Source organism: Fructilactobacillus sp. X8R2C1 (genome assembly GCF_059900955.1).
The window spans coordinates 71,966-98,214 of record NZ_JBWXVI010000005.1; the positions used below are offsets into that span (position 1 = coordinate 71,966).

Sequence of the window (26,249 nt, forward strand, 5' to 3'; positions counted from 1 at the left end):
TAGATGTATACACATTTAGTTATTGCGGCTGGATTCAATGTTGGTGATATGCTGTTTTATGCCATCTTGTTCTTACTCTTGATGTGGATTGTTAAGATTTTCGCATGGAAACCCGTCACAAAGATGATGCAAGATCGTGCAACTAAAATTGCCAACGATATTGATTCTGCTGAACAATCACGTAACGATGCTGCTAAGTTAGCCAAAGAACGTGCCGATGCATTACAAAACTCGCATGACGAAGCAACTAAAATCGTTAGTGATGCTGAACAAGCTGGTCAAAAACGTCGCGACACAATTATTTCCGATGCTCAAGATGATGCTAAAACCTTAAAGGATAAAGCTCATAAAGATATCGAACAAGAACGTGAAGACGCTTTAGCAAGTACTAAAGATGATGTGGCAGATTTATCTATTGAGATTGCTTCCAAAATCATTAAAAAGAACTTAAATGCTGATGATCAAAAAGCATTAATCGATTCTTATATTGAAGGGCTAGGTAATCCAAATGAGTCTAGATAAGGTTACGCTTGCCAAAAGATATTCTAATGCGCTCTTTCAAGTACTAGAAGAACATGATGAGTTAGAAACTGGGAACGCTGATTTAATGGCGATTAAAGACATTTTTCAAAGTGACCCTGGTTTATCTATCGCATTAGCAGGGCCAGTACTTGATCTTAAGCAAAAAGATTCGATCATTAATTCTTTGATTGATGGCGCAACTTCTCAGTACGTCAAGAATTTTGTAAAGATGGTCTATGACTATGGGCGTATTAATGATATGGTCGCGATTATTGATGAATTTGGCAAATTATATGATAAGAAGCAAGGAATCGTGCGTGCTAGCGTAGTTACAGCAGTTCCAATGAATGACGAAGAGAAAGACAAGTTAACCAAGACATTTGCCAAAAGGGTTGGTGCTAAAACAGTTGACTTATCTGCGAAAGTAGACAGTAGTATTATTGGCGGTGCGATTTTGTCGTCAGATAACGTTGTTTACGACGGAAGTGTTCGTACTAAAATTAAAGAAGTACGGAATTTGCTCTCTTAGTCGATAAGATATCTATATTGAAGAGGTGAAACTTTTATGAGCATTAAGGCTGAAGAAATTAGTGCCCTAATTAAAAAACAATTAGATGGCTACAAAGACGAACTTAACGTCGACGAGACTGGTGTCGTTACCTATGTTGGTGACGGTGTTGCTCGTGCATATGGTCTAGATAATGCTTTATCCGGTGAATTACTGGAGTTCCAAAATGGTGTTTATGGAATGGTGCAAAACCTCGAAAGCAACGAAGTTGGTATCGTTGTTTTAGGTGACTTTACAGGTATTCGTGAAGGTGACAGTGTTAAAAGAACCGGAAGAATCATGGAAGTTCCTGTTGGAGACAATATGGTTGGACGAGTTGTGAACTCATTAGGCCAACCAATTGATGGTAAAGGTGAGATCAAGACCGATCAAACTGCTCCAATTGAGAAAAAAGCACCTGGAATCATGCAACGTCAAAGTGTTAAACAACCACTACAAACTGGGATCAAGTCAATTGATGCCTTGGTTCCAATTGGTAGAGGTCAACGTGAGTTGATCATTGGTGATCGAAAGACTGGTAAAACTTCAATTGCGATTGATACAATCTTGAACCAAAAAGATCAAGATATGATTTGTATCTACGTTTCAATTGGACAAAAAGATTCAACTGTTAGACAACAAGTAAACACCCTCCAAAAGTACGGTGCGATGGATTACACAATCGTCATGTCAGCTGGTCCATCTGAACCTGCTCCCTTGCTTTACATTGCACCATATGCTGGTGCAACCATGGGTGAGTATTTCATGGACAAGGGTAAAGATGTTTTGATTGTTTTCGATGACTTAACGAAACAAGCTAATGCTTATCGTGAACTTTCCTTAATTTTGAGACGTCCACCTGGTCGTGAAGCTTATCCTGGTGATATTTTCTATACCCACTCACGTTTACTTGAACGTGCTGCTAAGTTGAGTGACAAGATGGGTGGCGGTTCGATGACCGCTCTTCCAATTGTTGAGACGCAAGCAGGGGATGTTTCCGCTTATATTCCAACCAACGTAATTTCAATTACTGATGGTCAGATCTTCTTAAACTCTGACATGTTCTATTCTGGAGACCGTCCAGCCGTTGATGCTGGTACTTCAGTTTCTCGTGTTGGTGGAGATGCCCAAATTAAGGCAATGAAAAAGGTTGCTGGTACATTACGTTTGGATCTTGCTTCATATCATGAACTTGAATCGTTTGCTCAATTCGGTTCTGATCTTGATGAAGCTACTAAAGCTAAGCTGGATCGTGGATCTAGAACGGTGGAAGTCTTAAAGCAACCACTTCATTCGCCACTACCAGTTGAAAAACAAGTTTTGATCTTGTATTGCTTAACTCATGGCTACCTAGATAAAATTGCCGTTGATGATGTTTTAAGATTCCAGGATGAGATCTTCAAATTCTTTGATACAAATTATCCTGACCTACTTGAAAGCATTAAGAAAACTGGTGATCTTCCAGATGAAAAGAAGCTAAACAGTGCAATCCAAGAGTTTGCAAGCACCTTTAAGCCTTCAGCTAAAGGTGACAGTATAGTTAATAGTAATTAACTTGAAGGGAGGATAACAACTAATGGCTGAATCGATGAATGATGTAAAGCACAGAATCGCATCGACCAAGAGTACACGTCAGATTACCGAGGCGATGCAGATGGTTTCAACGGTTAAGTTGAACAGAATTCAGGCGCATACAGAGAACTATAATCAGTATGTATCTAAGGTTAAGTCTGTAATCGCTCATCTGGCTCAGTCCGATTTGTTAGAGGATAATAAACCTTCAAGTCAAGATTCAAAAAATGCTAAGAAAAAGACCGCCTATATTGTAATTTCATCTGATCGTGGAATGGTTGGAAGCTACAATAGTAATGTAATCAGAGGTGCCAATGAGTTTATTGAAAAGCACACTCCAAATACTGATGATTATATGATTTTAGCAATTGGTGGTAATGGTGCAGACTTCTATAAGAAGCGTGGAGCAAACGTTGCATACGAAAATCGCACCGTTTCAGATGTTCCTACTTATACCGAAGTTCAAGGGATCGTTAAGACCATTACCTCCATGTATAATGATGGAATTTATACTGATTTGTACATTTGTTATAATCACTTCGTTAACCGAATTTCCTCTGATTTTAGGGCTGAAAAGCTTCTTCCCATGGATAAAGAGTCAATTCAATCATCTATGGATGATAAGAATAGTGGTCAAGCTGGATCTGATGTCAAAGTTAAAAACTTGATTGAAGATTATGATATTGAGCCATCCGCTAAGGCTGTGCTTGGTGTTGTAATTCCTCAATATGCTGAAAGTTTAATGTATGGAGCAATCTTGGATGCCAAGACAGCTGAACATGCTTCCAGTTCAACTGCAATGAAATCAGCCACTGATAATGCCGATGATTTGATTTCATCACTTGAACTCAAGTATAACCGGGCACGACAGGCAGCTATCACTACTGAAATTACAGAAATTACTGGTGGTCAAGAAGCATTGAACCATTAATAGATGGGAGGAATTAAAGCATAATGAATACTACTGGTAAAGTACAACAAGTTATCGGGCCAGTTGTTGATGTTAAATTTCCCCTAGACGGTGATTTACCAGAAATTAATACTGCTTTGAACGTTAAAAAGGGTGACAACAAGCAATTAGTTGTTGAAGTTGCTCTTGAGTTAGGTGACGGAGTGGTACGTACCATCGCTATGGACGGAACCGATGGTTTACGTCGTGGGATGGATGTTGAAAATACTGGTGCTCCAATTGAAGTGCCAGTAGGTAATGATACTCTAGGTCGAGTATTTAATGTTTTAGGTCAGCCAATTGATGGTGGACCAGAATTTGGTCCTGATCAAACGAGATGGGCCATTCACAGACAACCACCTAAGTACGATGAGTTAAACCCATCGACTGAAGTTCTTGAAACTGGAATTAAAGTTATTGATTTATTAGCTCCATATATTCGTGGAGGTAAAGTTGGATTATTCGGTGGTGCCGGTGTTGGTAAGACCGTTTTGATTCAAGAATTAATTCATAACATTGCTCAGGGTCATAACGGTATTTCCGTTTTCACTGGTGTTGGTGAAAGAACCCGTGAAGGTAATGATATGTACTTTGAAATGAAAGGATCGGGTGTGTTAAAGCATACTGCCATGGTGTATGGTCAGATGAATGAGCCACCTGGTGCTCGTATGCGTGTGGCATTGACGGGTCTTACACTTGCTGAGTACTTTAGAGATGCTGAAGGTGATGATGTTCTTTTATTCATTGATAACATCTTTAGATTTACCCAAGCTGGTACGGAAGTTTCAGCTCTGTTAGGACGTATTCCATCAGCCGTAGGTTATCAGCCTACTCTAGCTACTGAAATGGGACAACTTCAAGAACGAATCACATCAACTAAAAAGGGTGCGATCACTTCAATTCAAGCTGTTTACGTTCCAGCCGATGATTATACCGATCCTGCTCCTGCAACAACGTTTGCCCATTTGGATGCTACCACTAACCTTGAGCGTTCATTAACGCAACAAGGTATTTATCCTGCCGTTGATCCATTGGCATCAACATCATCTGCCCTTTCTCCAGAAATCGTTGGACAAGAACACTTTGACGTTGCAAGTCAAGTTCAACACGTTCTTCAGCGATATCGTGAATTACAAGATATCATTTCAATTCTAGGAATGGATGAATTATCCGACGAAGAAAAGACGATTGTTGGTCGTGCTCGTCGTATTCAATTCTTCTTATCACAAAGTTTCACCGTTGCCGAACAGTTTACGGGTCTTCCAGGTAAGTATGTATCCGTTAAGGATACTATCGCCGGCTTCAAGGGAATTCTTGAAGGTAAGTACGATGATATTCCTGAAGACTGTTTCAGAAACTGTGGTGGAATTGATGATGTCGTTGCAAACTACAACAAACTGAAAGAACAAAAAGCAAGTCAAAGCAAATAGGAGGCTGATCTAATTGGCTGATAATAAATCGTCAGTATTAACCGTTAGTATCGTTACTCCTGATGGCGAGGTTTATTCCAATGATCAAGTCACCATGGCTATCATTGAAACAATGATGGGTGACCTTGGAATTTTAGCTAACCATGTTCCAGTGATTGCTTCTTTAAAAATTGGGGAAACGAGGTTTAAGTTTAACGGAAATGACATGGATACCGTTGCGGTCAATGGTGGATTTGCCGAATTTTCCAATAATACTTTAACCATCGTTGCTGATAGTGCTGAACGTAAAGGTGACATTGATGTATCGAGAGCTACTCATGCCCGAGAGCGTGCAGAACAGAAGATTAAAGATGCTCAATCTAAGAACGATACGGATGCATTGAAACGTGCACAAGTTGCTTTACAAAGAGCTGTTAATAGAATTAATGTTGCACAACATTAATTAAAAAAGAGGAACTTTTTAGTTCCTCTTTTTTGTTACAATTTTTTACATGGACCTCCGATTTACGACAATTGAATGATTTTATGATAGTATATAGTAAGAATGAATATTAGGAGTATCGCGTAATGAATCCATTTGGAGTTGAATCTTTAATAACAATAATTAGCCAGCTATTCTTTATTGCATTAGCTTTTTGGTCTATACAAGGAATTCACTTTGAACGGTTTTTACCAATTCAAGAACGACAGGGGAAGGTCTTGATTGTCCTCCTTTCGATCGTAATTGGTTTTATATGCAGTTCGTTCTTTATGTCATTCATTGATAACTTAAAAAATTTAACAGTACTATTTAAATAATACGTAATAGGAGAGAGTACCATGGAAAAAATTGTTGTGCATGGCGGAAACAAACTTAATGGTCGAGTTCACATTGAGGGTGCAAAAAATGCCGTTTTACCGATTCTAGCTGCTACTATTCTTGCAAGTGATGGCGAGACTGTTTTAACCAACTGTCCCATGTTGTCCGATGTGTTTACTATGAATGAAGTTTTAAAACATTTGGGCATTCGAGTTGATTTTGATAAAAGTAAAAATAAAATTACAGTGGATGCTTCTGGGCAAATTTCACCAGAAGCTCCGTACGAATATGTTTCAAAAATGAGAGCCTCAATTGTTGTGATGGGTCCACTTTTAGCTCGCTTAGGTCAAGCAAAAGTTGCTTTACCAGGGGGATGTGCAATTGGAAGTCGTCCCATTGACTTACATTTGCGTGGCTTTGAAGCCTTAGGTGCTCACATTGAACAACATGATGGTTACGTAGAAGCATCTGCTCCTAACGGACTTACTGGAACCGATATTTATTTCGATTTTCCAAGTGTTGGTGCTACTCAAAATGTAATGATGGCCGCTACCCTTGCAAAGGGAACTACCAAGATTCAAAACGTTGCCCGTGAACCTGAGATTGTTGACTTACAAAAAGTATTGAACAAAATGGGAGCAAAAGTTTCTGGAGCAGGCACTGATACGATTACAATTACCGGAGTATCAAGTGTTCATGGTGCTAGTCATGAAGTGGTTCAAGATCGAATTGAAGCTGGGACTTTTATGGTTGCCGCAGCGCTTACTGAAGGAAATCTTTTAATTGAAAACGGAATTACCGAACATAACTTACCATTAATTTCCAAAATGAAACAGATGGGGGTTAAAGTTGAACAAGAACGCGATGGTGTTCGTGTCATTGGACCCGCAAAATTAAAACCAGTTAACGTTAAGACTGCCCCATATCCAGGCTTTCCTACTGACATGCAGCCTCAAATGACAGTATTGCAGTTAAGGGCCGATGGTGTCAGCAAGCTAACGGAAACTGTTTTTGAAAATCGGTTTATGCACATGGAAGAATTACGCAGAATGGGTGCTAAGTTCGACATTAATGGCGAAACGGTCACCATGTATGGACCAACCCATTTTGAGGGTGCTAAAGTTGCTGCGACTGATCTTAGAGCTGCAGCTGCATTGATTTTAGCTGGTCTAGTTGCTGATGGTTATACGGAAGTTACTAATCTGAAGTATCTTGATCGTGGCTACTACGAATTTCACAAGAAACTGCAAAAACTTGGCGCAGAAGTTGAACGAATCCCAATTAAAGAAAGCGACGCAATTGCTAATGACTAACTTGATCGTTAGAAAAATTTAGATAATTTCGTATGTGATAATTCTCTTTTGCTATTCTGGATATGCTATAATTTAGTTAAACGATGTTACGGAAGGAAGTATTTTTATGGCACAAGATATTGGGATTGACTTAGGAACTGCTAACGTTCTTATATACGTTACGGGGAAGGGTATTGTTCTTAATGAACCATCTGTAGTTGCCGTTGATACTAAAACAAATAAGGTATTGGCGGTCGGTTCTGAAGCTTACCAAATGGTAGGTAGAACTCCTGGAAACATTAAAGCCATTAGACCTTTAAAAGACGGAGTTATTTCTGATTTTGATATTACTCAAGAAATGCTTTCGTATTTTATCAGTAAATTAAGCGTTAAGGGCGTTGTTTCTAAACCACAGACGATGATCTGTGCTCCTACAAACATCACTAACATTGAACGAAAAGCAATTATCCAAGCAGCGGAACGCGCAGCTGGTGGCGAAGTTTTCATTGAAGAAGAGCCTAAAGTAGCTGCCGTAGGTGCTGGTATGGATATCTACCAGCCTCATGGTAGCATGGTAATCGATATGGGTGGTGGAACCTCAGACATTGCGGTTCTTTCACTCGGTGATATCGTAGCCAGTAAATCACTTAAAATTGCTGGAGATGTGATGAACGTTGATATCGTTAACTTCTTGAAACAAGAACATAACCTTATTATCGGTGAACACACCGCTGAACGAATTAAAATGCAGATTGGAACGGCAGACGTTTCCACCCAAGATGTTAAAGAGATGGAGGTTAGAGGTCGTGACTCAGTTAGTGGGATGCCTAAATCGGTAACCATTACTAGTCAGGAAGTTGCGAGAGCTATTAGTGGTTCAATTAACTCCATTGTGTCAGGTGCAAAGGCAGTCTTAGAGACAATTCCACCAGAAATTTCAGCTGATATTATTGATCGAGGAGTAATGTTAACCGGTGGTGGTGCACTTCTTAAAGACATTGATACTGTAATTTCAAATGCGTTAACGGTTCCGGTTTATATTTCTGAAGATCCTTTAGACAATGTTGCAAAAGGTGCTGGTGAAATGCTTGAGCATATGAGTAGCAATAAAAAGAGTCGTGGATTTTTCAGTAGAAAATAATTGAGAGAAAAAATTGAAACGAATATTTATATCTTTAATTAAGTTTTACCAGCGGTTTATTTCACCATTGTTTCCGCCTAGTTGTCGGTACTCACCAACCTGTTCGCATTATACGCTCGAAGCGATCAATCGCTTCGGAGCATTGAAAGGGACACTGATGGGAGTTACACGAATTTTGAGGTGTAATCCACTGGTTAAGGGTGGATACGATCCAGTTCCCAAGAAGTTTTCATTGGGAAGAAATAAAAAAGCTGAGGAAGATTATCGTCGCTCAATGAAGCTAAAATAGTTGATTTTATCAACTATTTTTTATTCTAGGAGGTTTTTAAGCGTGGCTCGAAAAGAAAAACGAATTGGTGTTAATATTATTGATGATCCAGAAGAAAACGCGCTGAAATTGGTGCAAATTGGCGGTCATACCGTGGGCACCATTGAAGAAAAGAACGGGAAGTCAATTTGTGTGGTTGGTGACAAAACTTTCCATGAAAACAGCGAAGAAGATGCTGTTGCTGAGGTAATAAGGGAGTATAATTTGCACCAAAGATAAGTATGATTTATGAAAAAAAGGAGTTCTAATCGTGTTTAATAGGTCGGAAAGTACAGACGAGAATCGAATCGATTGGGGAATCATTTTTTGTGTACTGATGCTTGCTTTGGTGGGCATAGGGTCGATCTTTGTAGCTGCCAGTCATGATACAAGTCAAACAAGTGTCGTAAAGGCGGTTGTTTCGCAATTAGTGTGGTACGCAATTGGTGCAATTGCCATCGTTGTGATTATGCAATTTGATTCCGAACAGTTATGGAAATTAGCACCTTATGCGTATTGGTTTGGGATCTTTCTTTTAGTTGCTGTTTTGTTCTTGTATAGTCGTTCCTATGCGGCACAAACTGGTGCTAAAAGTTGGTTTCAGTTAGGGCCACTGACATTTCAACCATCTGAAATCATGAAACCTGCATATATTTTGATGTTGGCTAAAGTCATTGCTTCTCACAATAATGAACATCCAATTCATGAAACTCGAAGTGATTGGGCGTTACTGGGTAAAATGATTCTATGGACGATTCCAATTGTGATTTTACTAAAGTTGCAAAATGACTTTGGAACTACCATTGTGTTCATTGCCATCCTGGCCGGGATGATGATTGTATCCGGTGTTACGTGGAAAATACTGGCGCCAATCTTTGGTGTTACAGGTGGTCTTGGTGCCATTGCACTGACACTTGCCATTACTAAAGAGGGTCGAATGTTACTTGGTCATTTTGGCTTTAAGTCTTATCAATTCGCTCGAATTGATACTTGGTTGCATCCTGAGTCAGATACGAGTAACCAAGGATTTCAACTATGGCAAAGTATGAAAGCAGTTGGATCAGGAGGTCTCACTGGAACGGGATTCAATGTTTCAAAAGTTTACGTTCCTGTTCGTGAGTCTGATATGATCTTTTCCGTGATGGGAGAGAACTTTGGATTCATTGGTGGGGTATTATTGATTCTTCTTTATTTCTTATTGATTTATGAAATGATCAAGGTTACTTTTGAGACTAAAAATGTTTTCTATGCCTATATTTCTAGTGGAGTTATTATGATGATTTTATTCCATGTTTTTGAAAATATTGGAATGAGCATTGGGTTGCTGCCAATGACTGGAATTCCGCTCCCATTTGTGAGCCAGGGAGGTTCTGCCTTAATTGGTAACATGATAGGGATTGGGTTGATAATGTCAATGCAATACCATAACAAGAGTTCAATGTTTAGTACAGATAAGAATTTCTCATAAAGCATGAAAGCATGTTCATTCATGCTTTTTTATTTGGGATTATTTACCGGTTAATTTTTGTGTTATAATTAAGGTTCTATTATGAACGACAGAGGTGCGAATATGACTAAAAATAAGAAGCACGTCGCGTTATTATTTGGTGGTAATTCATCAGAACACGACGTCTCAAAAAGATCCGCGCATAATATTTATGATGCGATGGACAAGGATAAGTATGAAGTCAGCTTATTCCTAATTACTAAGGATGGAATCGTCTTGAGCGATGATGCTTCACATCGTGTATTTGATGGTGAAGATGAAACGGATGTGGAAAAAGATGAGATTTTAAATCTCGACATGAATAATCCGCTAGCTCCCATTATTAATTTCGATAGCGCTAAAGATATTGACGTTTTCTTTCCCATTATTCATGGAAACTTAGGGGAAGATGGAACCATTCAGGGGCTATTACGTCTAATGAATAAGCCCTACGTTGGAAGTGGAATCTTAGCTTCTGCAATGTCTTATGATAAGGATATTACTAAGAAAATCCTAGATGAAGCAGGCATTAACAATACCAAATACGTCTTATTGACTCCAGATAATCGTAAAGATTGGAATTATGCTAAATTATCTAAAAAGCTCGGTTCATTAATGTTTATCAAACCAGCCAATCAAGGTTCTTCCATCGGTATTCATCAGGTGCATAATCAAGAGGAATTGGATAGCGGACTAGAAGATGCTTTTCGTTATGACAACAAAATTTTGATTGAGGAAGCAATTGAGGGACCAGAAGAAGTCGAAATTTCTATTTTAGGAAATGAAAATCCCAAGGCATCAAAACTAGGGGCAATTAAAGTTCCAGCAGATGACAAATTCTATACCTATGACAACAAGTTCGTGGATGCCAGTCAGGTCCAATTTACCATTCCAGTTGAATTGCCAGATGGTGTCGATGATCAAATCACGAACATGGCATTAGACGCTTATAAGGCCCTTGGATTAAAGGGAATGGCACGAATTGATTTTCTTGTTTCAAAGGATTTTAAGCCGTATTTGAGTGAAGTTAACACATTACCGGGCTTTACCAATATTTCTTTGTATCCGCAACTTTGGGAAGCTTCTGGAATTAGTTATACCGAATTAATCGATAAATTGATTGAACTAGCTTATGCTGAATTTGACCGTCAATCTAAAATTTTGCATGACTTTAAGCCGCTTCAAAAGGGCGATCAGAAAAAAGTATATAAGGATAAATAATAAAAAAAGATTATGACATAGTCATAATCTTTTTTTATTTGAAGATTGTTCTTCGTATATACTTATAAGAGGTGATAATAATGGAAAGATGTAACTGGGCAACTAAGAGTCCACGATTAATGAATTACCATGATACGGTGTGGGGTGTTCCAGATTATGACGAAAAAGCATTATTTAGAGAACTGTCACTAGAAATAATGCAAGCAGGACTTCAGTGGAATTTAATTTTGAAGAAGTTAGATGGACTGGATAGCATTTATCATAATTTTGATTTTAACTATTTGTCTACTCACGCAGAAACCATCAAAGACACTGCAATGAGTGACAAACGTGGAATTAGAAATCGATCGAAACTTGATGCCATTTTAACCAATGCCAAGATTGTTTTTGAGTTAGAGGGAAAGGGGATTCATTTTTTTGACCAATTATGGCAGCAGGTGAATTATACCCCCGTTGATCATTTAATTATTGATGATCAAATCGATATTTCGGAAATGAAACCAATGATTAAAAAATTTAATCAGGTTTTTCAAATGTATCATTTTAAAAGAGTTGGACCCACAACACTCTATTCGTTTTTACAAGCTTCGGGGATCATTAATGATCATAACGTTAATTGTTTTAGACACGATGAAATTTTGAATCGTCAAGGGAGATGACGTGCAATTGGAAGTCATAATGCCCTCAAAAGCGCTATTGAAAAAGATTGGAGCGAGAATTAAAAAACGCCGAATTGATATTCATATGACGCAGTCGGAGCTTGCCAAAGGACTATGTACTCAGTCAACCATCAGTGCGCTTGAAAATGATGGGTGTTTTAATCAATGGGTGATTATTCCAGAAATTGTGTCCCGATTGGGATTGAACTTAGACGAAGTTTGTTCTGATGAAAAGTATTGCTATGCTAAAAAAATACTGAAGAAAGTTGAATGCATTCTACTTCATTATCATTTCAAGAAAGCTAATACGATTATTGAAACAATTAAAGTTGAGAATATTGATTCAAGAGAAATCAAAGGAAGATATTATTGTGAACGTGGTTTTGCGGAACTATTTTGTGGTTTTTCTTTAGATGAAGTAATCCTATGCTTTCATACTATGATTGACTCGTGTTCCGTCAAAACAAATTTTATTTGTACTGCATGGAGTTATTTGGGCATTGCAATCTCATATCGGAGATTGGGATGTCAAAAATTGGCTCGTAAGTATTTGGATGATGCTTTGGTGAGGATGGGGCAATTGCTACATCGAAGAGAAATGAATACAATTGATCGATATGTTGTCATTAAGTTAGGACTTGCCATTGTCACTTTCGCATTTGTAGCTAACGATAATCAACTAGTGATTTCTGAATCCAATGTTATGATATCTTACCTAAAACGCAAGTATTCCTTCTATTGTTTGAAATCATTTTATAATTTGAAATATTTGAGTTATAAACGAGAAAAACTGTTTGAAAAGGCAGAAAGCACCCAAATTAAAATCAATCTTTTGAAAGGAGTAAGAGATAGCGGGCGGATTGATAAATTATTAAAAATTGCCAAAACAAAAAATCATTCGAAATAATCATCGAATGATTTTTTGTTTTACTTAGAAACTTTTTGTTTTCCTTTTTTAGGATCAACTTTTTGATTATTTAGATTTGTTCTTACAACTAATACATCACAGACCGCCATCCTAGTGACATATTCAGTTACTGAACCAATTAGTAACCGTTCAACACCATTTAACCCGGTTGCACCGATCATGATTAAATCAATATCGAGTTTGTCTGGAATTTCCTTTGAGATGATTGTTTTCGGTGCGCCATATTCGATTGAATAATCGACTTTGTTAACGCCATCATCCTTAGCCTCTCTGGCGTACTGTTCGAGTGTTTTTTTAGCGTTTTGAGTTACTTCTTCAACTACTGATGTATCAAAACTAGAGATATTTTGAAATGCTCGTGTGTCTACAACGTGGACAATGTGTAAATGAGCATCATTACGTTTGGCAACGGCAACGGCCTTTTTAAAAGCCAACTCGGATTCGTATGAACCATCAACGGGAACTAAAATATTATTGTATTCTTGTAGCATAAAAACCACCTCGATGTTTTATTTAACTTAATTCTAGTATTTTTTAATTGAAAAGTCAGATATAAAGGCTATTTATCCATGTATTGAATGATGAATAGTTCTGGAATCACAGCACACAAACACCCCGCACATAAGACTAACAGAGTAAAAACAGTGTTATCGAAAAATATTGAAATAATTCCTAAAATTGCTACCACAATTAGAATGACACCACTAATGAGTAAGATGATGCTTAATGAGGTAAACTTTTCGGGATGAAACAGTAGGAAACTTTTATGAGCATGGGTCAAAAAATAAATTCCGTTAATAATTAAAATTACGGAGAAAAATAACATTAAAACTTTTATGAGCATCGACAATTATTCCTTTCCGACATGCCTTTCAGCCTCGTTGATTTTTTCATATTGATCAGCTAGAGCTCTTTCGTATTTACCGTTCAGCTTTGGTTGGTAGTACTTGGCATTCTTAATTTTGTCAGGAAGATACTGCTGTTTAACCCAATCATTGGGATAATTATGTGGGTATTTATAACCGACGTGTCCTAGTTTTTTGGCACCCTTGAAATGGGCATCTTTTAAGTGATCAGGAATGTCTCCGTAATTGCCAGTTTTTACGTCAGATAAAGCCTTATCAATCGCTGTAATTCCTGAATTTGATTTTGGTGAAAGACAAAGATCAATGATGGCATCAGATAGCGGAATCCGTCCTTCAGGGAGACCGAGTTTATCAGCAGCTTGCACTGCCGATACTGTTCTGGAAGCAGCAGCCGGATTAGCTAACCCAATGTCTTCATACGCAATTACCATTAATCTTCTTGTTAGGGAGTTTAAATCCCCTGATTCAATTAACCTCGAGGCATAGTGTAGGGATGCGTTAACATCGGAGCCACGAATTGATTTTTGAAGTGCTGACATCACGTTGTAGTGAGCGTCGCCATTTTTATCTTGACTCAATGCTTTCTTTTGTAAACAAGCTTCAATATCAGCCAGAGTAATGTGAATGACGCCATCTTGGTCAGGTGTAGTGGACTTGGCAGATAATTCTAGAGCGTTTAAAGCGCTTCTTAAGTCGCCATTGGTGCTGTGAACTAAAAAGCTCATAGCGTTATGGTCAAGTTTGATCTTTAGATTACCTAAGCCATTTTGCTTGTCCTCTAGTGCCCGCTTAACGGCTTTGGTTATGTCATCACTGGTTAATGGATGAACTTGAAATATTTCTGTTCTAGAACGAATGGCCGGACTGATATTGATATACGGATTTTCTGTCGTTGCCCCGATTAAGATAATTTGCCCACTTTCTAGTAGTGGTAACAAAAAATCTTGCTTGGTCTTATCTAACCGATGGATTTCATCTAGTAATAACACTACCGTTCCACTCATTTTAGCTTCTTCAGCTACCGCCTGGAGGTCCTTTTTGGTATCAGTTGCTGCATTTAACATCCGAAAAGCATATTTAGTCGAACCCGCAATTGCACTTGCAATGCTGGTTTTTCCGGTGCCAGGTGGACCATATAAAATCATTGATGAAAGCATTTTAGCTTTTACCATGCGATCAATAATCTTGCCCTTGCCAACCAAATCCTGTTGGCCAACAATATCTTCAATTTTAGTGGGCCTCATTCTGTAGGAGAGGGGCTTTTGCATTCTATAGCTTCTTTCTACTTAAATAACCGTGAGAACCATGATTGATGTTTTTTAGGTTGATCGTTGTCATGTTTGGCGTTAACCTTACTAGGATCAAAATCAATATGGTCTTTATTAATTGCATCAGGGGCAACTAAGACCACGGCATATTGATTAGGCATCGTACCATAAGCACTGTTATTTTTTAAAGTGAACTTAGTGTTGTTTTGGCTAGCTAACTTCATGTATGGTTGTTGCTGTTCTTCAGCTATATTGCCATTAATGAATAGTTGGTAACTGGGATGTTGTTTCATCTCGGCACTCAACTGATCGATTGCATCCTGGTTTTTATCTTCAGAAATCGTAATGGCGAAGTCGACCCGTTCTCGAAAAGTGCCCAGGTATTTTCGTTGCTCATCTGGGTTAATTTGAGGGGAGTTTCCACTCATTGCTTGATCAAGTCGATTTTGAACTGATCCTTTGTCATCTGTCATAATATTTGCTCCTTATTGAGTATTTACTACATTTTAACATTAAAGAAATTGGAGATACAAAAAGGCGGTCTCAATCGAGATCGCCTTTTCTCTAACAAACACAATATTTTAACGGTTGTAGTATTCAACAACTAATGAAGTATCGATGTCTGCATTTAATTCATCTGGTTGTGGATATCTAGTCAATGAACCCTCAAGCTTATCAGCATCAAATGATACATAAGCAGGGCGGCTCACAACTGATTCGACAGCTTCTTTGATGATGCCCATGTCCTTATCCTTTTCACGAACACCGATCACTTGACCGGGCTTTACTTCGTAAGAAGGGATATCAACCCGCTTGCCATCAACGGTAATATGACCGTGGTTAACTAATTGTCTAGCTTGTCGTCTAGTGGTAGCTAAGCCTAAACGGTAAACCATATTATCTAAACGGCTTTCAAGCATAATTTCAAAGTTATCACCATGCTTACCCTCACGGATTTTACCAGAGCGGTTAAACAATGAGTAAAATTGACGTTCAGTTAAACCATACATGTAACGTAATTTTTGCTTTTCACGTAATTGAACACCATATTCTGAAAGTTTTTGACGACGACCTTGGCCGTGAACACCTGGAGCATATGGACGACGTTGTAATTCTTTACCAGTACCTGATAAAGAAACTCCAAGACGACGAGAAATTCTCCAACTTGGACCTGTATATCTTGACATAAATGAATCCTCCAATAAAATATTTGGAGTAAAATAACGATGTACGCTTAGTATTCGTGCATATCCCTCTGAACTTTCGCCTCAGCAGCCAGTGGGTTACTAATTAAACTACAAGTAGCAAGGACATGTTGACGAGCTTACCGCATACTGCTGCATTATTTTACACAAGCTCAATTATATGAAATTAGCACTTAAAAGTCAATGCAACGTTGCAGTCGATGATCTTAAAAACTCAGAATGCTATCATAAATTTTTCTCATTTATGATATAATTACTTTAATAACGAGGAAAAGTTTATACATAATTAATTTGTTGAAGGACGGGTATTTAATGGTTAACGTCATTATTGGAATTTTAGTTGTAGTAGCTGTAATTTATTGTGCCGTGGTCATGTATCAGCACCATTTATTAAAAATTGCTGAAACAATTGAAAAACGCGTTAAGCGCCTAAATGATTTGAATCTGCAAGATGAGATTAATAAGGTGAAAGATATCGGCCTCACCGGTGATTCATTAAGTAGCGTTAATAGTGCTCAAGCTGATTTTGATAACGTTACTAATAACTTACTTCCTTCCGTCAAAAATAACGTCGAAGCGGTGAAAAGTGACGCAAAAGGAATTAACTTTGTTAAGACACGGGAAGCATGCTCAGATGCGGAACAACAAATTAAAACCTCAGAAGATGATGTAAAGGTAATTCGTCAGTTTTTAGCTAAAATGAATCAGCTGAATTCTGAACATAAGAAGGCCATTACTGATTTAGAGGGTCGTTATAAAGAACTTCGAAAAGAATTGCTTACTAAGAATGCTTCCTTTGGGCCCGCAATTGATGCGCTTGAAAATCAGTTGTCGACGATTGAAGGGACCTTTGATGATTTTTCTAATCTATCAAAAAATGGTGATCACGAAAAGGCTGATAAAATTCTTGGTGATTTAAATAAGTCAACTAATCAGTTAGAAGCTGATGTGCAACAAATTCCTCATTTATATGCTACTAATAATGTAGAATTTAAAAATCAAATTGATGAGATTAGCTCAACGCATTCTAAAATGAATGCAAGTGGGTATGAATTTGCTGATGATGAATTTGACGTCTCTTTAGAGGAATTAAGAACAGCCGTTTCCGATAACCTTGAAAATATTGCTCACCTTGATTTAAAATTGGCCAAGGATTCTGATAGTGAGATTGAGACCAAGATTGATCGTCTTTACGATTTAATGGAAAAGCAATTAATTGCTAAGAAAAAAGTTGATAAAGGATTTAAGATCACCGGAGAATATATCCAACACGCCAAAAAACAAAATCAGGTTTTAATCGATGAATTAGATCGACTCAGTCATAATTACTCACTAGAACATGGTGAGATTGATAAGGCCAATGCTTTAGGAAAACAAATTGATGAGATTGAAGCTACCTATAAAAAAGATCGTGAGGCAATTGACAACAAGAAAGCCATTTATACTCACATCCTTGACAACGTTACTAGTAGCGATAGTCAATTAACGGAGATTGAAAAGAAACAACGGGCCATTAATGATTCGGTTGCTGACTTTAAGGATGAAGAGCAGAAGGCCCATCAGGTCTTAGATGATCTTGATTTGGAACTTCATGGGATTCAGCGTAAGATTGATGAGTTGAATTTACCGGGCATATCACAGGATTACATTGACTACTTTGGCATTGTGGCTGACGAGATTAAAGATCTTAATCGGACGATGGATAAGGTCAAGATTAGTATGGATGATGTTCAAAAACAGTTAAGCGTGATTAAATCAGATCGGGATACTCTTGAAGAGAAGACTGATGATTTAATTGATAGCTCATCGCTTGCTGAGCAAGTGATGCAATATGCCAATCGTTATCGAAATTCTGATCCAGAGATTAACAAAGCACTGGTAAAAGCTAAGCATCTGTTTGACGATGAATATAAGTATCCTGAAAGCTTAGAAACGATTGCCACTGCGATTGATAAAGCCAATCCTGGATCCTACAAGCGAATTGAAAATACTTATTACAAAAATAAGCAAGATTCACAAAATCAAAAGTAAGCACGAACAAGCTGAATTAGAGTTGGAACAATTCAGCTTGTTTTTATTATGTTTCAATGCTGGTATAATAAATCTTGTTGTAATTTGGACGAATTAGAAAGAGAGGGTACCAAATGATTTACTTTGATAATAGTGCGACGACTAAAGTAGATAGTCAGGTTTTGGATACCTATAATCAGGTAAGTGAAAAGATCTGGGGAAATCCTTCCAGTCTTCATAACTTTGGTCAACAATCGTTTAATTTATTGAATCAATCAAGAAATCAAATTGCGAGAACTTTAGGAGTAGAACCTAACGAAATCTACTTTACTAGTGGAGGAACTGAAGGTGACAATTGGGTTATAAAGGGGACCGCCAAAGAGAAACATCAATTTGGTAAGCATATCATCACTTCTTCTGTTGAACATGCAGCGGTGAAAAATTCAATGCACGCTTTAGAAGATTTGGGATTTGACGTTACTTATTTACCCGTTGATAAAGAGGGACGAGTTTCAGCAAAAGATTTAGAATCCGCTATTAGGCCAGATACTATCTTGGTGTCAATCATGGCGGTTAATAATGAGATGGGCGCCATTGAACCCATCAATGAAATTAGTGATGTCTTAAAACAATATCCCAAAATTCATTTTCATGTTGACGCCGTCCAGGCTGTTGGTAAAGGCCTACACGATTTGGTTTTCAATGATCGAGTTGATTTTGTCACATTTTCTGGGCATAAATTTCATGCTCCCAGAGGAATTGGTTTGATCTATGGGAAAAACGGTCGTAAGATTGCCCCATTAATGGATGGTGGTGGACAAGAACGAGGACAACGGAGCGGGACTGAGAATTTGCCTGCGATAGCAGGGATGGCTAAAGCACTCAGAATCATTTCGGATCATGAATCTGAAAGCATTGCACGTGAACAAAAAATCAGAGAACGAATTTATGCTCATATTACTAAGTTCAACAAGGTCCATCCTTTCTCCGGTTTATCAGACCACTTTGCTCCACACATTCTTTGCTTTGCAATTGAGGGAGTGAAGGGTGAAACGATCGTGCATGCCTTTGAAGAACATGGAATTTACATTTCTACTACGAGCGCTTGTTCATCCAAAAAAGAGGAAACGGCAGGAACTTTAGATGCTATGGGAGTAGACCCAAGCATCGCTCGCAGTGCCGTTCGAATCTCCTTAGGAGACAAAAATACTTTAGATGAGGCTGATAAGTTTAATCAAGTATTTGATGAATTGTACGAAGAATTCAAAAAGTTAAGTTAGATAATCATTAAAGAATAGTAAAGGAGTGAGGGTGTGAAGTATAGTGAGATTATGGTTCGTTACGGCGAACTGTCCACAAAGGGAAAAAATCGCAAGGTCTTTATTGGGCAGCTGGGACATAACATTAGGCAAGTTTTAAAACAGTTTGATGGAGTCACCGTTGACGCCCAGCGGGATCGGTTACATGTCAGTTTGCATGGTCAAGATGCAGCTCCAGTGATGGCAGCCCTAAAAAAAGTCTTTGGAATTGAGACTTTTTCACCAGTTGTTAAGTTGGAAAAAAATACCCCAATTGAAGACATTCAGAAAAAGGCACTCGCAATGATTTCGAATCAATTCCAGAGTGGTCAAACATTTAAGATTTCAACTAATCGTCAAAATAAAGATTATCCACTAAATACTTATCAAGTAAATGATGAGGTCGGCGGGTATGTCTTAGATCATTTGGATGGGATTAAAGCTCAAATGAAAAGACCTGACATTAACTTACAGATTGATGTCAGAATGTCTGGCATTTATTTATCAAGTGAGACGATTCAGGGAGCATTAGGACTACCAGTTGGAACTGGCGGACGTGGTACCATGATGCTTTCAGGAGGCATTGATTCACCCGTTGCGGCGTACATGGCCATGAAGCGTGGGGTAAAGTTGGATATGATTCATTTCTACAGTCCTCCATACACTAGTGAACAAGCGCTAGCAAAAGCTAAAGACCTCACGGCGAAGCTTTCGGCATTAGGTGGAACCGTTGATTTTATCCAAGTCCCATTTGCTAAGATTCAAGAAGAGATTAAAGAAAAAGTTCCAGAGGGTTACTTGATGACGGTTCAGCGCCGGATGATGTTGAGAATTGCCGCAGCAATTACCATTGCACGTCATTGTGATGGAGTATTTACCGGTGAGTCGTTAGGACAAGTTGCTTCACAGACTTTAGAAAGTATGCGCGCCATTAATGATGTGACTAATTTGCCAGTTCTACGTCCGTTGCTTTCTTTGGATAAGACTGAGATTATTAAGATTGCTGAACAAATTGACACCTATGATTTGTCAATTCTTCCTTATGAGGACTGCTGTACGATCTTTACCCCACCAGCACCGAAAACGAAGCCGGACGTGGAGAAAGCCAGAAAGTTTGAAAGAAACATTGACGTGGATGGTTTAATGAAAGAAGCCATTGACGGTATTACGATCAGTAAGATTCACCCAAATGATGATTATTTGAACGCTAATGAAGATGTTTTTTCAGAATTACTTTAATGTGATTGACTAAAGATTATAAATTGAGTAATATTTATTATGTTAAATGCTTTGATCAAGAGGTTGGTTGTTATGACGCGCAGAGAGTGGGCACGTGCTGGAAAGTCCATGCGTTAAAATGGTCATTGTTGCTTGTGAGCAGTTATGTTGAATGAATTAAGATGTAATCGGTACTAGCCGTTATCTAGTTAAGTTGGAATTAGCAATAATTCAATTTAGGTGGTACCGCGAGCATTCGTCCTATTCTGGACGGATGCTTTTTATTTTAAATGAGGTGAAGAAATGGCAAAAGAAGTAGATATGTCAACGAAATATGATCCCAACTCAGTTGAAGCAGGGATGTATAAGAAATGGCTTGATGAGGATGTTTTCAAGCCAAATGGGGATAAAAAGGCAAAACCATATTCAATTGTTTTACCTCCGCCAAATGTGACCGGTAAGCTTCACTTGGGTCACGCCTGGAATACTACTCTTCAAGACATGTTGATTAGACAGAAACGGATGCAAGGTTATGATACCGTTTGGATTCCTGGGATGGATCATGCTGGGATTGCAACTCAGGCAAAAGTTGAAGCCATGCTTAACGAGAAGGGAATCTCGCGGTACGATTTAGGTCGTGAAAAATTTGTCGATAAGGTTTGGGAATGGAAAGACGACTTTGCTGATACGATCCATAAACAGTGGGCCAAACTGGGGTTATCACTTGATTACAGTCGTGAACGCTTTACGTTGGATGATGGTTTGTCAAAAGCCGTCAGGAAAGTATTTGTTGACCTGTACAATCAAGGGTTAATTTACCGTGGTGAATACATTATTAATTGGGATCCAAAGGCTCGGACTGCTTTATCTGATATTGAAGTTATTCACAAAGATGATAAAGGCGCTTTCTATCACATTAAGTATCCGTTTGCTGATGATACGAAATTTAATGGAAAGAATTACATTGAAATCGCTACAACTCGTCCTGAGACTATGATGGGTGATACTGCTGTCGCAGTGAACCCAAGTGATGATCGTTATAAAGATTTAGTGGGTAAAGAGGTCGTTGTTCCACTCGTAAATCGGACCATTCCGATTATTGCCGATCAGTACGTTGATCCTGAATTTGGGACTGGAATGGTTAAGATTACGCCAGCCCACGATCCTAATGATTTTAAAGTTGGGAACAGACATGATTTAAAACGGATTAATACCATGAATGAAGACGCTACGATGAACGAAAATGCTGGGAAGTATGAAGGCATGGATCGTTTTGATGCTCGAAAGGCAATGGTCAAGGACCTTGAAGATCAAGGCTTGATGATTAAAATTGATCCCATTGTTCACTCAGTTGGTCATTCTGAAAGAACCGGAGTTCAGGTTGAAGCTCGTCTTTCGACTCAATGGTTTGTAAAAATGAAACCATTGGCCAAAAAGGCAATGGAGAATCAAAAGACCAATGATGCGGTTAGTTTCATTCCAGAACGATTTGAGCATACCTTTATGCAATGGATGGAAAACGTTCATGATTGGGTTATTTCAAGGCAACTATGGTGGGGACATCGGATTCCTGCCTGGTACAATAATGAGACTGGCAAGATTTACGTTGGCGAAAACGCTCCTAAGGATCCCGAAAACTGGACGCAAGATCCAGACGTGTTGGATACCTGGTTTTCATCAGCTTTATGGCCATTTACAACCCTTGGTTGGCCTGATACTGACTCAAAAGATTATCAACGTTATTTTCCTACCAACACGCTTGTAACTGGTTATGATCTGGTGTTCTTCTGGATCTCAAGAATGATTTTTCAAAGTTTACATTTTACCGGTAAGCGTCCATTTAAAAACGTGCTGTTACATGGTTTAATCCGTGATGAACATGGGGTTAAGATGAGTAAGTCTTTAGGTAACGGGATTGATCCAATGGATGTTATTGATCAGTACGGAGCCGATGCCTTGAGATGGTGCCTTTCAACTGGAACAACGCCTGGACAGGACATGAAGTTTAGTTATAGTAAGGTCGAATCAGCCTGGAATTTTGTCAATAAGATTTGGAATGCCAGTCGTTATGTCATCATGAATTTAGGTGACATGTCTAAACCAGAGTTACCAGCTCAATCAGAATGGAATTTATCCGATCGATGGATTCTTTCGAAATTAAACTCTGTTGTTAAGCATGTTACCGAAGAATATGACAAGTTTAACTTTGGTGAAGCCAACCGTTCACTTTATGATTTTATTTGGAATGATTTTTGTGATTGGTACATTGAAATGAGTAAGGAAATTTTGACTGGCTCAGATGAAAAAGCCAAACAAAACACGCGAAATATCCTAGCGTATGTTTTGGATCAAATCTTGCGATTACTCCAACCAGTTATGCCATTTGTTACTGAAAAAATTTGGCTTTCAATGCCGCACGTTGATGAATCATTGGTGGTAGCTGAGTATCCAGTAACTCATGATGAGTTTGATGATAAAAAAGCAGAATCAAATATGAATCATCTGATTGACGTTATTAAAGCGGTCAGAAATATCCGTTCGGAGGTTAATGCACCACTATCTAGTCCAGTTGACATTCTAGTTAAAACTAAGAATTCCGATTTGAAAAGGGTACTAGAAGATAACAGTGACTACATTGAACGATTTGGTCACCCTGATAAGTTAGAGATTGGTTCTGACATTAATATTCCTAAATTGGCTATGACATCGGTAATTACTGATGCTGAGATCAGCATCCCACTGGATGAACTGGTTGACCTCAATGATGAAAAAGAACGGCTACAAAAAGAAGTCCAAAAATTTGAATCAGAAGTCAAACGAGCACAGAAGAAACTAGCTAATAAAAAGTTTTTAGACAATGCTCCGGAGGCAGTTGTCAACGAGCAAAAGGAAAAGCAAGCCGACAATGAGACTAAACTGAAAGCCGTTAAAATTCGACTTAAAGATGTGATTGATGCTTTAAATAAATAAAAGACGAGGCTCAGCTAAACGGCTGAGCTTTCTTTTTAGAGGAGTGGTAAGGGTGATTGATAGTTACAGTGCAGCATTAAAGTATATCCACGGTAGACCACGAATTAAAAAAGAACCACCTACAAAGCGGATGGCTCACTTTATGAAGAAATTAGGCTGTCCAGAAAAAACGTTAAACTGCATTCATGTGGCAGGGACTAATGGAAAAGGATCGTGTGTTGCCTATTTGAGTAACATGTTAATGGCTTCTGGACTCTCAGTTGGAACCTTTACTTCACCATTTATGATTAAGTTCAACGAGCGGATCAGTGTGAATAATCAACCAATTTCAGATGATGAAATTTTAGAGTTGGTGCGTGAAATTAAACCGGTTGTCGATGAAATTGATAAAAATGATCCTGATTTAGGTCCCTCTGAGTTTGAAATCATTTGCGCTATGATGTTCATCTATTTCCGTAAGCATCCGGTTGACATTGTGATTGTAGAGGCCGGAATTGGAGGAAGGTCCGATTCCACCAACGTGGTTAATTCGAAAATGTCAATTATTACTACCATTGGGATGGATCACATGACACTGCTTGGTGACTCTGAAGAAGAAATTGCGGATAATAAGGCTGGAATTATTCGCCAAAATCGTCTCTGTGTGATTGGAGGGATCAAAGCAGGTCCGAGAAAGGTGATTGAACGAGCAGCAAATCAATTAGATAGTCCAATTTGGGAATTAAAGCGTGATTATCAATTCGTGCCGGTAAATCAAAATCGTTTTAATTTTTTAAGTGATTATTTGAACATTGATGACATTTCAATGAAACAAATTGGAAGCTTTGAAATGGAAGATGCTGCAATTGCGATTGAAGCTTTCTTGGTTTATGCGTTCAAATATTTAAACATGACAGAACCATCCATGATTTCTTCGGTCAAGACGGGAGTCAGCTCAACAAAATGGATTGGAAGGATGGAAGTAATTAATCATGATCCCACGATTATGATTGATGGGGCACATAATGTCCCAGCAATTCAGAGCCTTTTGTCGTCGCTTCGTTTTAGAAGTAGTAAGTGGAGGAATTCTCATCTTACAATTGTGATGGGGGTTTTCGCTGACAAACAGTATCCAGAAATGCTAAAAATTGTTAAGTCTTTGTCTAATAGTGACGTTATTTTGACACGGTTTTCTGCGGGAGAAAAGCGAGCAAGTGCTGACTTTTCTAAACTTGATATCAATAACTTTTCCAATGTTTCATTAGTTAGCGATTGGCATAAAGCACTGAACAAATCGGTAAAAAAGGTCCGTGACAGTAAAAATGATAATCAGTTAATTTTGGTTACTGGATCGCTGTTATTTATCTCGGAAGTTAGAAAATATATTAAAGAAAATGAAGAAAAACTTAAGTAACTAATTTTGGCCTTATATTTCTGACTGATATAAATGCAGTATGATATACTAGTCTTATCAAAGTAATTACTTAAAAATTAAAACTTAAAATTGAAGGGATGAATAAATTGTTCGGATTAGGTACAAAAAACATCGGAATCGATTTAGGAACCGCTAATACCATTGTTTATGTTGATGGAAAAGGAATCGTTTTACGAGAACCCTCTGTGGTTGCTAAAAATACAAAAACTGGCGAGATTGTTGCTGTTGGTCAACAAGCCGAATCTATGATTGGTAGAACGCCTGCCAGCATTGAAGCTATTCGTCCAATGAAAGACGGTGTAATTGCTGATTATGATACTACTGTGACCATGATGAAATATTATATCGATAAAGCATTGGGAAGCCACGGTGGTAAGCCTTATGTAATGGTTTGTGTTCCAAGTGGTATCACTGCTGTGGAAAAGCGTGCCGTAATTGATGCTACTCGAGTTGCTGGAGCAAAGGATGCTTATGTAATCGAAGAACCATTTGCTGCTGCAATTGGTGCCGGTCTACCAGTTATGGATCCAACTGGAAGCATGGTTGTTGACATTGGTGGTGGAACTACCGACGTCGCTACTATTTCTCTTGGTGGGATCGTATCATCACGTTCGGTGAGAATGGCTGGTGATAAGTTGAACGAAGTGATCGTTACCTTTATCAGAAAAAATTATAATGTGCTAATTGGTGAACCAACTGCAGAACATTTGAAATGCACCATTGGTTCTGCATCAATTGGTGCCGCAAAGGACATGAATGATGAAACCGTTCGTGGAAGAGACTTATTGACCGGCCTTCCTAAGTCAGTTGAAGTAACTGCGGAGGATGTGGCTTCTGCAATGCACGAAGACATTCTTGAGATTATCACTACGATTAAAGAAACTCTAGAAGAGACATCTCCTGAAATTTCTGCTGATGTGATTGATCATGGAATTGTTCTTACCGGTGGCGGTGCTCTACTCAAAAATCTCCCAGAAGTAGTATCAGATGCCACTCAAGTTCCTGTGACAATTGCCAAAGATCCGATGGATTGTGTAGCAATTGGAACCGGTGAATCGCTTAAAAGTATTGAGGCAATGAATAGAAAATAAATTGGATAAGCGGGGATGAATTCCCGCTTATTTATTTTAAGCACGTACGGAGGATT

26 protein-coding genes and 1 other annotated feature are annotated in these 26,249 nt (G+C 38.4%); of the genes, 21 read left to right on the forward strand and 5 right to left on the reverse strand.

All coding sequences use genetic code 11. The features are described from left to right. Window positions 1–3: 3 nt before the first annotated feature. The 15 genes from atpF (at window position 4) to AC6UD6_RS06205 (ending at window position 12,832) form a co-directional block, all read left to right on the forward strand. Window positions 4–522 (forward strand): F0F1 ATP synthase subunit B, encoded by a 519-nt coding sequence (atpF, locus tag AC6UD6_RS06135; protein WP_500694351.1) that lies wholly within the window; start codon window positions 4–6, stop codon window positions 520–522. Next, a complete protein-coding gene (gene atpH / locus AC6UD6_RS06140) occupies window positions 509–1,051 on the forward strand; it encodes an ATP synthase F1 subunit delta (protein WP_500694352.1) in 543 nt (180 codons plus the stop codon). The genes atpF and atpH overlap by 14 nt, the downstream gene beginning before the upstream one ends. Before the next feature lie 36 nt (window positions 1,052–1,087). Then, complete coding sequence (gene atpA / locus AC6UD6_RS06145) at window positions 1,088–2,623, forward strand: F0F1 ATP synthase subunit alpha (RefSeq protein ID WP_500694353.1); 1,536 nt, start codon at window positions 1,088–1,090, stop codon at window positions 2,621–2,623. Between the two features lie 22 nt (window positions 2,624–2,645). After that, window positions 2,646–3,572, forward strand: a complete 927-nt coding sequence (locus AC6UD6_RS06150) for a F0F1 ATP synthase subunit gamma (protein WP_500694354.1) — start codon at window positions 2,646–2,648, stop codon at window positions 3,570–3,572. Window positions 3,573–3,595: 23 nt separating this feature from the next. Further along, entirely contained in the window at window positions 3,596–5,020 is a 1,425-nt protein-coding gene (gene atpD, locus AC6UD6_RS06155; protein ID WP_500694355.1) for a F0F1 ATP synthase subunit beta, read from the forward strand. A 13-nt stretch (window positions 5,021–5,033) separates the two neighbouring features. Beyond that, entirely contained in the window at window positions 5,034–5,462 is a 429-nt protein-coding gene (locus AC6UD6_RS06160) for a F0F1 ATP synthase subunit epsilon (RefSeq protein WP_500694356.1), read from the forward strand. 125 nt (window positions 5,463–5,587) lie between these two features. Then, window positions 5,588–5,818: a DUF1146 family protein gene (locus AC6UD6_RS06165; RefSeq protein ID WP_500694357.1), complete on the forward strand. Its 231-nt coding sequence runs from the start codon at window positions 5,588–5,590 to the stop codon at window positions 5,816–5,818. Between the two features lie 21 nt (window positions 5,819–5,839). Beyond that, window positions 5,840–7,132, forward strand: coding sequence for a UDP-N-acetylglucosamine 1-carboxyvinyltransferase (murA, locus tag AC6UD6_RS06170; RefSeq protein ID WP_500696060.1), 1,293 nt, complete (start codon window positions 5,840–5,842; stop codon window positions 7,130–7,132). A 106-nt stretch (window positions 7,133–7,238) separates the two neighbouring features. Then, complete coding sequence (locus AC6UD6_RS06175) at window positions 7,239–8,252, forward strand: rod shape-determining protein (protein ID WP_500694359.1); 1,014 nt, start codon at window positions 7,239–7,241, stop codon at window positions 8,250–8,252. Window positions 8,253–8,265: 13 nt separating this feature from the next. Next, a complete protein-coding gene (yidD, locus tag AC6UD6_RS06180) occupies window positions 8,266–8,541 on the forward strand; it encodes a membrane protein insertion efficiency factor YidD (protein WP_500696061.1) in 276 nt (91 codons plus the stop codon). Between the two features lie 42 nt (window positions 8,542–8,583). Then, the gene (locus AC6UD6_RS06185) at window positions 8,584–8,799 is read left to right on the forward strand and encodes a DUF2969 family protein (protein ID WP_500696062.1); all 216 of its coding nucleotides are present in this window, start codon (window positions 8,584–8,586) and stop codon (window positions 8,797–8,799) included. 31 nt (window positions 8,800–8,830) lie between these two features. Then, window positions 8,831–10,027, forward strand: coding sequence for an FtsW/RodA/SpoVE family cell cycle protein (locus AC6UD6_RS06190; RefSeq protein ID WP_500694362.1), 1,197 nt, complete (start codon window positions 8,831–8,833; stop codon window positions 10,025–10,027). Between the two features lie 102 nt (window positions 10,028–10,129). Beyond that, a complete protein-coding gene (locus AC6UD6_RS06195) occupies window positions 10,130–11,266 on the forward strand; it encodes a D-alanine--D-alanine ligase family protein (RefSeq protein WP_500694363.1) in 1,137 nt (378 codons plus the stop codon). A gap of 80 nt (window positions 11,267–11,346) precedes the next feature. Further along, window positions 11,347–11,925, forward strand: coding sequence for a DNA-3-methyladenine glycosylase I (locus AC6UD6_RS06200; protein ID WP_500696064.1), 579 nt, complete (start codon window positions 11,347–11,349; stop codon window positions 11,923–11,925). 37 nt (window positions 11,926–11,962) lie between these two features. Next, window positions 11,963–12,832: a helix-turn-helix domain-containing protein gene (locus tag AC6UD6_RS06205; protein ID WP_500696065.1), complete on the forward strand. Its 870-nt coding sequence runs from the start codon at window positions 11,963–11,965 to the stop codon at window positions 12,830–12,832. Between the two features lie 20 nt (window positions 12,833–12,852). Here the strand turns inward: AC6UD6_RS06205 and AC6UD6_RS06210 are convergent, their stop codons facing one another. The 5 genes from AC6UD6_RS06210 to rpsD all read right to left on the reverse strand — a co-directional run bounded on the left by AC6UD6_RS06210 (window position 12,853) and on the right by rpsD (window position 16,174). Beyond that, window positions 12,853–13,344, reverse strand: a complete 492-nt coding sequence (locus tag AC6UD6_RS06210; RefSeq protein WP_500694366.1) for a universal stress protein — start codon at window positions 13,342–13,344, stop codon at window positions 12,853–12,855. A gap of 68 nt (window positions 13,345–13,412) precedes the next feature. Next, window positions 13,413–13,697, reverse strand: a complete 285-nt coding sequence (locus AC6UD6_RS06215; protein ID WP_500696067.1) for a hypothetical protein — start codon at window positions 13,695–13,697, stop codon at window positions 13,413–13,415. A 6-nt stretch (window positions 13,698–13,703) separates the two neighbouring features. Then, window positions 13,704–14,987 (reverse strand): replication-associated recombination protein A, encoded by a 1,284-nt coding sequence (locus AC6UD6_RS06220; protein WP_500696068.1) that lies wholly within the window; start codon window positions 14,985–14,987, stop codon window positions 13,704–13,706. A gap of 14 nt (window positions 14,988–15,001) precedes the next feature. Continuing rightward, on the reverse strand, window positions 15,002–15,460 hold the full coding sequence (locus AC6UD6_RS06225; protein WP_500696069.1) for a YueI family protein: 459 nt from the start codon (window positions 15,458–15,460) through the stop codon (window positions 15,002–15,004). Between the two features lie 108 nt (window positions 15,461–15,568). Next, complete coding sequence (gene rpsD / locus AC6UD6_RS06230) at window positions 15,569–16,174, reverse strand: 30S ribosomal protein S4 (protein ID WP_039144319.1); 606 nt, start codon at window positions 16,172–16,174, stop codon at window positions 15,569–15,571. A 330-nt stretch (window positions 16,175–16,504) separates the two neighbouring features. Between rpsD and ezrA the strand changes: the two genes are divergently transcribed. The 6 genes from ezrA to AC6UD6_RS06260 all read left to right on the forward strand — a co-directional run bounded on the left by ezrA (window position 16,505) and on the right by AC6UD6_RS06260 (window position 26,193). Next, window positions 16,505–18,223, forward strand: a complete 1,719-nt coding sequence (gene ezrA / locus AC6UD6_RS06235) for a septation ring formation regulator EzrA (RefSeq protein ID WP_500696070.1) — start codon at window positions 16,505–16,507, stop codon at window positions 18,221–18,223. A gap of 113 nt (window positions 18,224–18,336) precedes the next feature. Beyond that, window positions 18,337–19,482, forward strand: a complete 1,146-nt coding sequence (locus AC6UD6_RS06240) for a cysteine desulfurase family protein (RefSeq protein ID WP_500696071.1) — start codon at window positions 18,337–18,339, stop codon at window positions 19,480–19,482. A gap of 33 nt (window positions 19,483–19,515) precedes the next feature. Then, on the forward strand, window positions 19,516–20,739 hold the full coding sequence (gene thiI / locus AC6UD6_RS06245; RefSeq protein WP_500696072.1) for a tRNA uracil 4-sulfurtransferase ThiI: 1,224 nt from the start codon (window positions 19,516–19,518) through the stop codon (window positions 20,737–20,739). A 42-nt stretch (window positions 20,740–20,781) separates the two neighbouring features. Continuing rightward, window positions 20,782–20,985 (forward strand) — a binding site (T-box leader). A 36-nt stretch (window positions 20,986–21,021) separates the two neighbouring features. Beyond that, entirely contained in the window at window positions 21,022–23,688 is a 2,667-nt protein-coding gene (locus AC6UD6_RS06250) for a valine--tRNA ligase (RefSeq protein WP_500696073.1), read from the forward strand. Window positions 23,689–23,740: 52 nt separating this feature from the next. Next, window positions 23,741–25,081 (forward strand): bifunctional folylpolyglutamate synthase/dihydrofolate synthase, encoded by a 1,341-nt coding sequence (locus AC6UD6_RS06255; protein WP_500696074.1) that lies wholly within the window; start codon window positions 23,741–23,743, stop codon window positions 25,079–25,081. 107 nt (window positions 25,082–25,188) lie between these two features. Then, on the forward strand, window positions 25,189–26,193 hold the full coding sequence (locus AC6UD6_RS06260) for a rod shape-determining protein (RefSeq protein WP_500694426.1): 1,005 nt from the start codon (window positions 25,189–25,191) through the stop codon (window positions 26,191–26,193). Window positions 26,194–26,249 lie beyond the last annotated feature (56 nt).

What these genes read in the sequence shown, in the direction of transcription:
- atpF (WP_500694351.1), top strand. Translation starts at nt 4, where the DNA reads ATGTATACACATTTAGTTATTGCGGCTGGATTCAATGTTGGTGATATG.
- atpH (WP_500694352.1), top strand. Translation starts at nt 509, where the DNA reads ATGAGTCTAGATAAGGTTACGCTTGCCAAAAGATATTCTAATGCGCTC.
- atpA (WP_500694353.1), top strand. Translation starts at nt 1,088, where the DNA reads ATGAGCATTAAGGCTGAAGAAATTAGTGCCCTAATTAAAAAACAATTA.
- AC6UD6_RS06150 (WP_500694354.1), top strand. Translation starts at nt 2,646, where the DNA reads ATGGCTGAATCGATGAATGATGTAAAGCACAGAATCGCATCGACCAAG.
- atpD (WP_500694355.1), top strand. Translation starts at nt 3,596, where the DNA reads ATGAATACTACTGGTAAAGTACAACAAGTTATCGGGCCAGTTGTTGAT.
- AC6UD6_RS06165 (WP_500694357.1), top strand. Translation starts at nt 5,588, where the DNA reads ATGAATCCATTTGGAGTTGAATCTTTAATAACAATAATTAGCCAGCTA.
- murA (WP_500696060.1), top strand. Translation starts at nt 5,840, where the DNA reads ATGGAAAAAATTGTTGTGCATGGCGGAAACAAACTTAATGGTCGAGTT.
- AC6UD6_RS06175 (WP_500694359.1), top strand. Translation starts at nt 7,239, where the DNA reads ATGGCACAAGATATTGGGATTGACTTAGGAACTGCTAACGTTCTTATA.
- AC6UD6_RS06195 (WP_500694363.1), top strand. Translation starts at nt 10,130, where the DNA reads ATGACTAAAAATAAGAAGCACGTCGCGTTATTATTTGGTGGTAATTCA.
- AC6UD6_RS06200 (WP_500696064.1), top strand. Translation starts at nt 11,347, where the DNA reads ATGGAAAGATGTAACTGGGCAACTAAGAGTCCACGATTAATGAATTAC.
- AC6UD6_RS06210 (WP_500694366.1), bottom strand. Translation starts at nt 13,344, where the DNA reads ATGCTACAAGAATACAATAATATTTTAGTTCCCGTTGATGGTTCATAC.
- AC6UD6_RS06215 (WP_500696067.1), bottom strand. Translation starts at nt 13,697, where the DNA reads ATGCTCATAAAAGTTTTAATGTTATTTTTCTCCGTAATTTTAATTATT.
- AC6UD6_RS06220 (WP_500696068.1), bottom strand. Translation starts at nt 14,987, where the DNA reads ATGCAAAAGCCCCTCTCCTACAGAATGAGGCCCACTAAAATTGAAGAT.
- AC6UD6_RS06225 (WP_500696069.1), bottom strand. Translation starts at nt 15,460, where the DNA reads ATGACAGATGACAAAGGATCAGTTCAAAATCGACTTGATCAAGCAATG.
- rpsD (WP_039144319.1), bottom strand. Translation starts at nt 16,174, where the DNA reads ATGTCAAGATATACAGGTCCAAGTTGGAGAATTTCTCGTCGTCTTGGA.
- ezrA (WP_500696070.1), top strand. Translation starts at nt 16,505, where the DNA reads ATGGTTAACGTCATTATTGGAATTTTAGTTGTAGTAGCTGTAATTTAT.
- AC6UD6_RS06240 (WP_500696071.1), top strand. Translation starts at nt 18,337, where the DNA reads ATGATTTACTTTGATAATAGTGCGACGACTAAAGTAGATAGTCAGGTT.
- AC6UD6_RS06250 (WP_500696073.1), top strand. Translation starts at nt 21,022, where the DNA reads ATGGCAAAAGAAGTAGATATGTCAACGAAATATGATCCCAACTCAGTT.